Here is an 11,945-nt window from a genome sequence, read left to right as displayed (position 1 = left end):
ACCGCTCCGCGCTCCGCACCACCGAACCGACGAGGAAACACCATGACGCGCACCGCCCGTACCCGTTCCAGAGCCGTCGCCCTGTCGGCCGCCGCCGTCCTGCTCACCGCGGCCGCCGGCTGCGCCGGGTCCGGCGGCGGCTCCACCGGGGCGGGCGGCGGCGACGGCCGCGGCGGGACCCTGGTCATCGGCGCCACCGGCAAGCTGCCCAACACCGACACCGTGATCGGCGGCGCGGGTTTCGAGGGCAAGCGGCTGGTCTCCTTCCAGCTCTACGAGGGCCTCACCCGCTACGAGTTGCTCAAGGGCACCGACAAGCCGCCGACCGTCACCGGCGCCCTCGCCACCGACTGGCAGGTCGCGGCCGACCGCAGGACCTGGACCTTCACCCTCCGCCAGGGCGTGAAGTTCCAGGACGGCACCCCCTTCGACGCCGACGCCGTGGTCTTCAACCTGGCGCGCTACCTCGACAAGGGCAGCCCCGAGTACACCGACGCCCTCGGCGCCGCCGCCGCGGAGTACGCGGGCGACATCGCCTCCTACCGCAAGACCGACGCCGACCACGTCGAACTGGTCACCAAGGAACCCAACGGCCACTTCCCCGAGGACCTCGCGCACGTCCTGATCGCCAGTCCCACCGCCGTCCGCAAGGCCGGCTCGGCGAACTTCGCCCAACACCCGGTCGGTACCGGCCCGTTCTCCTTCGTCTCGCAGACCGAGGGCCAGCAGATCGAGCTCACCGCCAACAAGGACTACTGGCGCGGCGCCCCCAAGCTCGACCGCCTCGTGATCAAGGCGCTGCCGGACGCCGCCGCCCGCACCGCGGCCCTGCGCTCGGGCGGCGCGAACTGGATCGAGTACCCGAACCCGGACGACATCGAGAGCCTCAAGGCCGACGGCGTCACGATCGCCACCAACAGCTACGACCACCTCTGGTACTGGATCCTGGACACCTCCAAGGCCCCCTGGAACAACCCGCTGGTCCGCAAGGCCGCCAACTACGCGATCGACCGCAAAGCCATCGCCGACAATCTGCTGCACGGCACCGCCGACCCGGCCTACCAGGCCGCGCCGCGCGCCACCGCCGCCTACGACCCCGCCGGCGACGCCTACTCCTACGACCCGGCCAAGGCCCGGCAGTTGCTCACCGAGGCCGGCGTACCGAACGGCTTCGGCACCTCCGTCACGGTGCCCACCGGCGGCAGCGGCAACCTGCTGCCGGTGCCGATCGCCGAGGCCATCCAGCGGGACCTCTCCGCCGTCGGCATCAAGGTCGAACTGCGCACCACCGACTGGACCACCCTGATCGGCGCCGAGGCCAAGGGCCAGGTCGCGCTCGGTTCCGACGCCGTCGCCCAGTCCACCACGCTGTTCCAGTCCGAGGCACTGCTGCCGCTGTTCATCGGCTCCACGAGCCCGTTCTGGACCGGCCACTACGCGAACCCGCAGGTCGACGGGTTGCTCGCGTCCTCGGCCGCCGACGCCGACCAGGCCGCCCGGCAGGCCGGCTACCGCAGGGCCCTCACCCTCGTCACCCAGGACGCGCCCTGGCTGTTCGTGGTCAACGACCGCAACCCGCGGGCCCTTTCGCCGAAGGTCCACGGGCTCGTGCAGCCGCAGTCCTGGTTCCTCGACCTGACCACGGTCCGGGTCGGCTGAGGCTGACCGACGTCCCCTCTCCGACACCACCCCCAGCACCACCCCCGAGCACCACTGGAAGGACAACCGTCCGATGACCACCCCGCACCCGCCGCACCACCACACCGACACCGAGCCGCCCAAGTGGGGCATCACCCTGCCCCTGCCGGGCCTGACCATCGACCGGCACCGCTTCCTGGTCGAACGGCTGCCCGACCTCGGCTACACCGACGTGTGGAGCGCCGAGGGCGGCGGCACCGACGCCTTCACCCCGCTGGCCGCCACGGCGGCGTGGTCCCCGTCCCTGCGGATCGCCACCGGCATCGTCCCGGTGCACACCCGCGGCCCGGCGGTGCTCGCCCAGACCGCCGCGACACTCGCCCAACTCGCCCCCGGACGACTCCTGCTGGGCATCGGCGCCTCCGTCCCCGCGCACGTCACCGACATCAACGGCATCCCCTTCGACGAGCCGTTCAAGCGCACCCGGGACGTGCTGCGCTTCGTCACCCGGGCACTGCGCGGCGAGTACGTCACCGGCGGGTTCGACACCTTCGACATCACCGGCTACCGGCTGCCGCACCCGCCCGCCGACCCGGTCAAGGTGATCCTGGGCGCGCTGCGGCCCAACATGCTCCGGCTCGGCTTCACCGAGGGGGACGGCGCCATCACCAACCTGCTGTTCCCGCACGACGTGCCGAAGATCCTTGAGACCGTCGGCCCGCAGCCGCCAGGCAAGGAGCTGGTGGTGAAGGTCTTCGTCTGCCCCACCGAGGACACCGACTACGCCCACCGCGCCAGCCGGCCCTTCCTCGCCTGGATCCTCAACCGCGAGCCGTACCGGAAGTTCCACGAGTGGCTGGGCCACGGCGAGTTGCTCGCCGAGACCCACCGCCGGTGGGCCGAGGGGGATCCGGAGGGCGCCCAGAAGGCCCTGCCGGACGAGGTCGTCGACGGACTCTTCGTCAGCGGCTCCCCCGAGGAGTGCCGCGAACGCATCCTCGCCTACCACCGCCCGGGCGTCACCACCATCCAGCTGTACGTGTCGCTGCCGCCCGAGGTGTTCGTCAGCCGGGCCAAGCTGCTCGACACCCTGGCCCGGCTCGGCCCGGCCGCCCGCTGACCCGCCGCCGTTCCGTCCGATTCCCATCCGAGGAGAGCCCGTGCCCCTGGAGATCCGCGGCGGGGTCCGCGCCGCACCCGTCCCCGGCGACACCCCGCAGGAGCGCCAGGCCCTGCGCTGGGCCCCCGACGGCCGCGACCGCACCGCCGACCCCGCGTATGTCGCCCGCACCGCGCGCGAGAACGAGGAGGACGGGCTGGACAGCGCCCTGGTGGTGCAGTCCAGCTCGTGGCCCGACCCCTGGCTGGTGGCCTCCTGGGCGCTGGCCGCCACCACCCGGCTGCGCATCGCCGTCGCCCACCGGGTCGGCACCACCGCGCCGACCGTCGCCGCCCGTTCCCTGGCGACCCTGGACCGCCTCTCCGGCGGACGGGCGGCGGCACACGTCATCATCGGCTCCAGCGACCGCGACACGGCCCGCGACGGCGACCTCCTCGACAAGGCGGAGCGCTACCGCCGGGCCGAGGAGTACCTCGACCTGTTCACCCGCTACCTGACCGCCGACCGGGACATCGACCACAAGGGCGAGTTCTACACCGTGGCCGCCGCCCGCCCCGGCCTGCACCCGAGACCGGGCGGCGAGCTGCTCTCCTTCGGCGGCTCCTCACCGCAGGGCCTCGACCTCGCGGCCCGCTACGCGCAGGTGTACGCCGTCAGCCCGCTGCCGCTGCCCGACACCCGGCGGCGGATCGCCCAGGCCCGCGCCGCGGCCGCCGTCCACGGCCGGTCCCTGCGGATCTGGCGGCACGTCACCGTCGTCCTCGCCGACACCGACGAGGAGGCCCGCGACCGGGTCCGCCGACTGCGCCGGGACGCCCTGCGCCTCACCTCCGGCGGCGCCGGCGGCCGCTGGCGGGAGGCCGTCCAACTCGACCGCGACCGCGAGCGCGGCCACTCCGACCCCGCCCACGGCGACGAGCAGGTGGCCGCCTACGTCCGCCGCTCCCTCAGCGCCGCCTACGCCGGCTCCCCGGCCGCCGTCGCGGCCCGGATCGGGCTCCTCCGCTCGGCGGGCGTGGACATCGTCCAGCTCGACCTCGCCGTCGAGACCGACCACGACCGGGAGCTGCGCCGCTCCCTCGTCCGCCACCTCCGCGCCGGCCTCGGCACCCCGGCCGACCGCCGCGACTGGTGAACACGCCACCGCCCGGACCCCGGACCGCCTCAGCCGTACAGCGCCACCCTCGGCTGGACCGTGCCCGGGGAGGCCTTCAGCACGGTGAGCCGGTAGTACTGGGTCAGCGTGTGGTGGCTGTGGAGGACCAGTTTCGCCGAGGTGAGGCCGGTGTACAGCGTGCCGGTCTGGCTGGCCAGTGGCACGGTCTTCCAGGCGCCGCCGACCAGGATCTCGAGCTTGATGTTCCCCGGGGTGAGGAAGGGCCCGTTGTCGGGTGACTCGACGAGGATCTGCGGGGCGATGGTCTGGTCCGCCCCCGTGGGGTTGCGGTAGGTGACGGTGATCCGGTGCGCCGCGTGGTCGGACGGCAGCGGGCTGTTGGGCAGGTCGACGAAGGAGGTCGGCGCGGCGACGGCGACCGCCTGCGGGGCGGAGGCCACGGCGGCGGCCGCCGGTGAGGGCAGTGTGAAAGCGGCGGCCGGCAGGGCGGCGAGGGCGGTCAGGGCCAGGGCCCGGCCGAAAATCTTCCTGGTCGGCATGGCGGCCTCCTTCGATCGTTCTCGGGTCCCCCGGGAGTCCGCCGGCCGGACCGTACCCGTCCACCCTGCACTCCGATGGCGCAACGCGCATCCGCGCCGGACCGGCGGCCCCCGGGGTCCACGGCCGACGGGGCCGGTGGACCGGTAGATTTCGGTCCCCCACCACCACCCGAGGGAGCGCCCGTGCCCGCCCGGCCCAGCCTGCTGTACGTGACCGACCTGGCCTACCCGGCCCGCGGCCGCCGCTACGGCGACGAGGACGTCTTCCTCACCTCCCGGCTGCGGGAGTGGTTCGACCTGGCCCTGTGCCACCCGCTCGACGCCCGGGCCCTGATGGCTCGCTTCGACGCGGTCGTCGTGCGCAACAGCGGGCCGGTGCTGCACTACCGGGAGGAGTACGCCCGTTTCCGGGACCGGGCCCTGGCCGACGGCGTGCGGGTCTACAACCCGCTGACCGGGCGGGGGGACATGGCCGGGAAGCAGTACCTGCTGGACCTGACCGAGACCGGCCACCCGGTCATCCCCACCGTCGACCGGCCGCAGGACCTCGCCCGGCTGCCCGCCGCCGACCGCTACGCGGTCAAGCCCAAGGAGGGCGCCGACAGCATAGGCCTGCGCTTCCTCGCCCCCGAAGAGCTGGAGGGTCCGGACGGTCCCGCGTGGGGCGAGGTGCTGGTCCAGCCGCGGATCGACTTCCGGTACGAGGTCTCGTTCTACTTCGTGGACGACGCCTTCCCGTACGCCCTGCACGCCCCCGACCCGGCCCGCCGCTGGGTGCTGGAGCCGTACGAGCCGAGCCCGGCCGACCTCGGGTTCGCCCGGCGCTTCGTCGACTGGAACACGCTCGAGCACGGGATCCAGCGGGTGGACGCCTGCCGGGCGCCCGACGGGCGCCTGCTCCTGGTCGAGCTGGAGGACCTCAACCCCTACCTGTCCCTCGACCTGGTCCCCGAGGAGACCCGGGAGCGCTTCGTCCGGGCCATGGCCGGCTCGCTGCGCCGATTCCTGGCTCTGCCGGGCTGACCGACGGACAGGCGGACCGACGGACGGGCGGACCGACGGACGGGCTGCCCCGGGGCCTCACTGCCGGGGGACGCCCCCGACGAAGTCCTTCAGGGCGTCCATCCGGGTCCGCCGCCCGGGCGGGTAGCGGCGCAGCGAGCGCTCGGCCCGGCGCGAGCCCGGCCGGTAGCGCCAGCGGGCCCACGGCGAGTCGGGTTTGGCCAGCCGCAGGCAGGCGACCAGCGCGATCAGGGGCACCAGCAGCCCGATCACGCCGACCGCCGTCTTGCCCTTGAGGATCGCCCCGACGGAGAACAGCAGGTTGACCAGCAGCAGCACGGCGAAGGTCAGATGGGCGGCGGCGCCCTGGCCGGTGTCGGAGAACGGGCTGAACCCGGCGACCAGCAGCAGTCCGACCGCCACCGCCAGGAAGGTCGCGTCGACGGACTTGCGGCCTTCGCGCGTCCAGTAGACGTCCTCCAGGTGCAGCCACAGCGCGTACTCGTCGAGGGTGAGCGCGGCGCCGGCGCCGAACAGCGCGGCCAGGACCTGCACCCCGGGGGTGTCCGGGCGGTAGGCGAACTCCATCGCGCCGGCCACCAGCATCGCGAGGATGCCGTACACCTGGTGGTGCACATGGGTGCCGCCGACCTCGACGTTGCGGAACGGCCCGCGCCCGGCCCGGATCAGCCGGGTGACCACCCGGGTGCCCACGAAGGTGAGCACGAACGCACCGACCATCCACAGGCCGATGCCGTGGTTGGGCACGGTCACCACCACCTCGACCTCGGTGTCCGCGAAGCCCACGGCCGCGGCGTCCCGTCAGTGGCCGTGCGGGGCGTGTGCTCCGCAACACTCGCGCCGTCGCGGCCCGTTACCCTCCGGCACCACGCACCTCCGCACCATGCCGCGCTGATCTGCCCGGGGCGGTCGGACGGGCCCGGGGCCTCTACTGCCCAGCGTATCCGGATCAAGCGGAAGGGGCCCGCACGGGCGGGCCCCTTCGCGATCACTCGGTCTGCGGGAACAGGACTACAGGTTGGAGCACTGCCCGAGCCTCGGCCCGGTCACCGTGTTCGGGTGTCCGTCGTTGGTGGGCGGCGGGGTGTTGCCGGCGCAGGAGAGCATCCCGCCGATGGTGTTGCTCTCGATCTCCGCGCGGGTGTCCTCGGGGAACGGACCGGTGCCGGTCGTGCCCTGGACCTGGACCGATCCGGTCACCTGGTTGGCGATGACCTCCAGGCCGCCGTGGTTGCTGCCGAGCAGCAGGGAGCCGTTGAGCCGGTTGCCGGCGCAGCCGTCGTCACCGGGGTCGCCGACGAGCACGAAGCCGGTCGAGCTGTAGACGCTGGTCGTGATGCCGACCGTACTTCCACACAGGGCGAAGAGCGTGCCGTTGGAGGACAGGACGGCCCCGTGGACGGTGGAGCCGCTGATGAACAGCGCGCCGCCGCCCGGGTTGTGGACGGTGCCGTTGACGGTGGCGCCGACGACGCAGGTGCTGTCACCGGTCGCGACCACGTCGCCGACGGTCCCGGTGATGGTCCTGGTGCAGCTCACCGTCTGGGTGATCGACTCCAGGCTGCCCGCCAGGTAGTTCCCGTCGCCGCTGTACTGGGCGGTGATGGTGTGGGTGCCCGGCAGCAGGTTCGCGAAACTCACCTGGGTGCGGCCGCAGTTGGTGCCGCCGCCGGGGGTCAGCGTGCCGGTGCCGAGCAGGGTCGTGCCGTCCCGGAAGGTGACGGTCCCGGTGGGCGGCAGGCTCGGGTTGGTGCTGGGGAACGCCGGACACACGGTGTCGGTGAAGGTCACCGCGTGACCGAAGGGCGACGGGTTCGCCGATGGCGTGAGGGTCGTGTCGACCGGTGCCTTCTCGACGTTCTGGACGAGGGTCATCGCCGTGTCGCCCACGAAGTTCGGGTCGCCGCTGTAGGTGGCGTCCACGTTGTGCGGGCCGGGGCTGAGGGAGGCGATGTCGTCGGAGGTCGCCGTGCCGGTCGTGGTGTCGACGGGAACCGGGCTGCCGAGCTGGGTGCCGTCCACCGCGAAGGTGACCGTGCCGCCGTCCGGTACGGGCACGACGGTCGCGGTGAAGTGCACCGGCTGGCCGTACAGCGAGGGGTTGGACGAGGAGGACAGCGTCGACTTGGTGAACTGCGGGACGCTGAAGAAGATCGTGTCGGTCGGCTGCGCGGTGGTCTGGCCGAGGCCGTTGAGGTTGCCGATGAACGCCCCGTAGAAGGTGTTCCCGACGGCCTTGAGCTGCTGGTAGTCGCCGAAGAGCCGCTCGTTGGGGTTGCTCGCGGTGCCGACCTTGGTGGTGTACGACTGCAGGACGGTGTCGGTGAAGGTCGCGCCGTGGTCGGTGCTGCGGGCGAGGTGGGCGGTGAACTCGGGGAAGCCGCCGGCGTTGGTGCCGTCGTTGGTCAGGTAGAGGACCCCGACCGTCCCGTCGTTGAGGACCGCCACGGAGGGCAGCGCCGCGTTGGTCGAGGCGGAGACGTTGACGGCGCCGCCGACGTTCATGCCGCCCGTGCCGTTGTCCGTGAGCCGGCGGATCCGGATCTGGTTGTTGCCGGAGACGTCCGCGCCGTAGGCCACGTAGACGTCGCCGTTGGTCGGGTCGACGGCGACGTGGTCGACGCCGCCCTGGAGGGAGTTGACCCCGCCGAACTTGTAACCGGCGTTGCCCTGGCGGGTGTTGTCCGTGGAGACGGCGATGCCGTCCGTGCTCCCGCCCAGCGTCCAGTTCTGTCCGGCGTCGGTGGACCGGTTGAGCATCAGGGTGACGTTCTCCGGCTGGGTGGTCCCGCCGCCCTGCTGGTAGAGGGCGTACATGGTGCCGTTGCGCCGGTCGGCGGCCAGCCGGAGCCCGCCGTTGATGACGCCGCCGCTGAGCGCGCCGGTGCCGGCCACGTTGTCCCGGTCGAAGTTGACTGGCGGCGTGTTGTTGGCGTTGTGGGAGACGTTCACGCGGTCGTGCGGGACGCCGCCGCGGAAGTCCTGGTAGGCGACGTAGACGTTGTCCTGGCTCGCCGTGCCGGTGTCGCGGTTGACGATCAGCCAGGGCTGGTCGGCGTTGGTGCCGGTGGCGCTGGTGATCTGGGTGGTGGTGGGCGTCGGGTTGTTCCAGCTCCACGACGCCAGTTTGGTCGGGTCGGTGGTCGAGCCGGTGACGATCTGGTTCCCGCCGGTCAGGAAGGTGGCGTAGAGGGTGCCGTTGCGGCCGAAGTCGATCGTCTGGTCGTTCGGGCCGCCCGAGGTGTTCGCCACGCCCGGGGGCGGCGGGATGGTGGCCTCGTCCTTCCAGGTGATCCCGCCGTCCGCCGAGTACAGCAGGTCGGCGTTGCCGTTCCAGGGGAAGGTGAAGCGGGTGATGGCGACCTGCTGGGGGTTGGCGGGGTTCATCGCGACGGAGGCCTCGCCGAACGTGGTGGCGCCGACGGCCGCGTCCGCGTCGACGACGTACACGCCCGGCGTCCTGACCGCCGGCCGCACCCTCCTGGGGCTCGTCGGGACGGTGCGTGGCGAACGGTCCGGCGGCTGGTCGCTGCCGTCCTGGACCGAGGGTGCCGACGGGCTCTCGGCCGCCCACGCGTGCGCCGACACCAGGGCCGGACCGGCGGCCAGGGACAGCGCCAGGGCCGCGCCGAGCGACCGTCTGAACAGGTCCGGTCGTGGTCGGGGTCTTACGGGTTCCACCGGCGGTTCCTTTCGAACGAGCACACAGAGTGGTCACAGTGTGTGGAGGCCGGAACCCGGACGATCGTCGGGCGCGAGCGCCGTACACTCGTTCGCCCACCGAATCACCCCCTTCGGACGAGCGACGCACCCCGGAACGCACCGCCGCCCCGGGAGCGGTCTCCCGGGGCGGCAGGGCTCACACGGCGTCAGGACGCGCACGGCGCCAGGACTGACGTGGCGTCAGCAGATCCGCGGCAGCTGTTCGCCCATCGGCAGGTCCACCACCCTGGTGCCGCCGAAACCGGTCCGGGCGACGACCATGCCGGGGTGCTCCCCGACGCACTCGCCGATCACCACCGCCTCCGCGCCGAGCGGGTGGGCGCGCATGGCGGCGAGGACCGCGTCCGCCTCCCGGCGCGGCACGAAGGCGACGAGCTTGCCCTCGTTGGCGACGTACATCGGGTCCAGGCCCAGCAGTGCGCAGGCGTTGGCGACCGCGTCGGGGACGGGGACGGCCCGCTCGCTGATGGTCACGCCCACTCCGGCGGCGGCCGCGATCTCGTTGAGCGCCGCCGCCAGCCCGCCGCGGGTGGGGTCGCGCAGCACGTGCAGGTCGGGGGTGACGGCGAGCATCGCCTCGACCAGGCCGCCGAGCGCCGCGCAGTCGCTGCGCACCTCGACCCCGAACTCCAGGCCCTCCCGGACGCTCATGATCGCGACCCCGTGCAACCCGATCGGCCCGCTGACGATCACCACGTCGCCGGGGACGGCCCGCTGCGGCCGGATGTCGACCCCGGCGGGCACCAGGCCGATGCCGGCGGTGTTCAGGTAGATGCCGTCGCCGTGCCCGGCCTCGACCACCTTGGTGTCCCCGGTGGCCACCTCGACCCCGGCGGTCCGGGCGGCGGTGCCGAGCGCCCGGGCCACCCGGTCGACCACGGACATCTCCACCCCTTCCTCCAGGATGAACCCGCAGGACAGGTACGCCGCCCGGGCCCCGCTCATCGCGAGGTCGTTGACCGTGCCGTTGACGGCGAGGTCGCCGATGCTGCCGCCCGGGAAGAACAGCGGCCGGACGACGTAGGAGTCGGTGGAGAAGGCCAGCCGGGCCCCGCCGAGCTCCAGGACGGCCGAGTCGCCGAGCCCTGCGAGGGCCGGGCCGCCGAACGCCGGCGCGAAAAGGTTCTCCACCAGTTCGGTGGACATCGCCCCGCCGCCGCCGTGCCCCATCACCACCCGGGGGTGGTCGCGCAGCGGCAGCGGGCAGCTCCAGCCGGCGAAGTCGGGCGCGGGCGGGGCGTCGGGGGCCGCGGCCCCGGTGAGGATTTCGGTGTCAGCCAACGGGGCTCGCCTCCTGAGCAGCGACCGGCGCGCTCAGCCGCCGGTAGAGGTAGTACGCGGCGCAGGCGCCCTCGCTGGAGACCATGGTGGCGCCGAGGGGGGTGCGCGGGGTGCAGACCGTGCCGAAGGCCTCGCACTGGTGGGGCTTCAGCAGTCCCTGCAGCACCTCGCCGCTGCGGCAGGCGGCGGGTTCACATGTGGTGATCCCCGCGACGTCGAAGCGGTGTTCGGCGTCGTGGTCCCGGTAGTGCGGCGCGAGCCGCCAGCCGCTCTGCGGGATCACGCCGATGCCGCGCCAGGGGCGGTCGGCCACTTCGAAGACGTCCTCCAGCATGGCGCGCGCCGCCGGGTTGCCCTCCGGCCGGACGGCCCGCGGGTAGGCATTGTCGACGGTGTGCTCCCCGCGCTCCAACTGCCGTACGGTGCGCCGGATTCCCTCCAGGATGTCGAGCGGTTCGAAGCCGGTGACCACGATCGGCACCCGGTGGCGGTCGGCGAGCGCCGGGTACTCGTCGGTGCCCATCACGCTGCACACGTGACCGGCGGCGAGGAAGCCCTGGACCCGGCAGTCCGGCGACGCCATGATCGCGTCGATCGCCGGGGGCACCCGGACGTGCGAGACCAGCATGCTGAAGTTCCGCAGGCCCTGCTTCCTGGCCAGGTGGACGGCCATCGCGTTCGGCGGCGCGGTGGTCTCGAAGCCGATGCCGAAGAAGACGACCTCCCGGTCCGGGTTCTCCCGCGCGATCCGCAGCGCGTCGAGCGGCGAGTAGACCACCCGGACGTCGCCGCCCTCGCCGCGGACCCGGAACAGGTCGCGGTCGGTGCCGGGCACCCGCAGCATGTCCCCGAAGGAGCAGAAGATCACCTCGGGCCGGGCGGCGATCGCCAGCGCACGGTCGATCATCTCCAGCGGGGTGACGCACACCGGGCACCCCGGCCCGTGAATCAACTCGACTTCCTCCGGCAGGAGTTGGTCGATGGCGTGCCGGATGATGCTGTGCGTCTGACCGCCGCACACCTCCATCAGCGCCCACGGCCGGGTGACCGTGGCCCTGATGTCCGCGAGCAGGCCCTCGGCCAGCTCCGGGTTGCGGAACTCCTCCAGGTACTTCACCGTCCGGCCTCCTCAGCCGCTCGCGCCGCGTCCTGCCCCGCCACCGCGTCCTGCTCCGGCACAGCGTCCTGCTCCGCCGCCGCGTCCTGCTCCGGCACCGCTGCGAACGCCCCCGCGGCGAACTCGCCCGCCGCCTCCCACGGGTCGCCGAACTCCTCCTGCAGCAGCCCGAGTTCCTCGAACAGGGCGAGGGTGCGCCGGGCCGACTCCTCGTCCAGTCGCTGCAGCGCGAAGCCCACGTGGACGATCGCGTAGTCGCCCACCGCGAGGTCGGGCAGGTACTCCAGACACACGTCCTTGATCACCCCCCCGAAGTCCATGACCGCCATCCGGGTCCCGTCCCGCTCCCCGATCTCCGTCACCCTGCCGGGTACCGCCAGGCACATC

The 11,945-nt window shown here is 72.9% G+C and carries 10 protein-coding genes; 4 read left to right on the top strand and 6 right to left on the bottom strand.

Annotated features, from left to right (window positions below):
* Positions 1–42 precede the first annotated feature (42 nt).
* From ACZ52R_RS05935 to ACZ52R_RS05925, 3 genes are all read left to right on the top strand, one after another.
* Positions 43–1,659, top strand: a complete 1,617-nt coding sequence (locus ACZ52R_RS05935; protein WP_465619474.1) for an ABC transporter substrate-binding protein — start codon at positions 43–45, stop codon at positions 1,657–1,659.
* Positions 1,660–1,732: 73 nt separating this feature from the next.
* Positions 1,733–2,758 carry an LLM class F420-dependent oxidoreductase gene (locus ACZ52R_RS05930; RefSeq protein ID WP_465619476.1) on the top strand — a complete coding sequence of 342 codons (1,026 nt, stop codon included), beginning with the start codon at positions 1,733–1,735 and terminating at the stop codon, positions 2,756–2,758.
* Between the two features lie 40 nt (positions 2,759–2,798).
* Positions 2,799–3,893: an LLM class flavin-dependent oxidoreductase gene (locus tag ACZ52R_RS05925; RefSeq protein WP_465619478.1), complete on the top strand. Its 1,095-nt coding sequence runs from the start codon at positions 2,799–2,801 to the stop codon at positions 3,891–3,893.
* 29 nt (positions 3,894–3,922) lie between these two features.
* On the opposite strand, the gene ACZ52R_RS05920 is transcribed toward ACZ52R_RS05925, so the two are convergent.
* A complete protein-coding gene (locus ACZ52R_RS05920) occupies positions 3,923–4,414 on the bottom strand; it encodes a signal peptide protein (RefSeq protein WP_465619480.1) in 492 nt (163 codons plus the stop codon).
* A gap of 183 nt (positions 4,415–4,597) precedes the next feature.
* Between ACZ52R_RS05920 and ACZ52R_RS05915 the strand changes: the two genes are divergently transcribed.
* Positions 4,598–5,437 (top strand): ATP-grasp domain-containing protein, encoded by an 840-nt coding sequence (locus ACZ52R_RS05915; RefSeq protein WP_465752840.1) that lies wholly within the window; start codon positions 4,598–4,600, stop codon positions 5,435–5,437.
* 57 nt (positions 5,438–5,494) lie between these two features.
* Here the strand turns inward: ACZ52R_RS05915 and ACZ52R_RS05910 are convergent, their stop codons facing one another.
* From ACZ52R_RS05910 to ACZ52R_RS05890, 5 genes are all read right to left on the bottom strand, one after another.
* Positions 5,495–6,223, bottom strand: coding sequence for a hypothetical protein (locus tag ACZ52R_RS05910; RefSeq protein WP_465752838.1), 729 nt, complete (start codon positions 6,221–6,223; stop codon positions 5,495–5,497).
* A gap of 225 nt (positions 6,224–6,448) precedes the next feature.
* Positions 6,449–9,118 carry an Ig-like domain repeat protein gene (locus ACZ52R_RS05905; protein WP_465619485.1) on the bottom strand — a complete coding sequence of 890 codons (2,670 nt, stop codon included), beginning with the start codon at positions 9,116–9,118 and terminating at the stop codon, positions 6,449–6,451.
* A gap of 222 nt (positions 9,119–9,340) precedes the next feature.
* Positions 9,341–10,330, bottom strand: coding sequence for a hydrogenase expression/formation protein HypE (gene hypE, locus ACZ52R_RS05900; RefSeq protein ID WP_465619665.1), 990 nt, complete (start codon positions 10,328–10,330; stop codon positions 9,341–9,343).
* A gap of 103 nt (positions 10,331–10,433) precedes the next feature.
* The gene (gene hypD / locus ACZ52R_RS05895; protein WP_465619487.1) at positions 10,434–11,558 is read right to left on the bottom strand and encodes a hydrogenase formation protein HypD; all 1,125 of its coding nucleotides are present in this window, start codon (positions 11,556–11,558) and stop codon (positions 10,434–10,436) included.
* Positions 11,555–11,944: a HypC/HybG/HupF family hydrogenase formation chaperone gene (locus tag ACZ52R_RS05890; RefSeq protein ID WP_360491003.1), complete on the bottom strand. Its 390-nt coding sequence runs from the start codon at positions 11,942–11,944 to the stop codon at positions 11,555–11,557. The genes hypD and ACZ52R_RS05890 overlap by 4 nt, the downstream gene beginning before the upstream one ends.
* Position 11,945: the final 1 nt, after the last annotated feature.

This window comes from Kitasatospora sp. NPDC034023 (genome assembly GCF_055575795.1).
The sequence above is the reverse complement of the archived record's forward strand: the minus strand, read 5'-3'. Positions and strand labels throughout refer to the sequence as shown.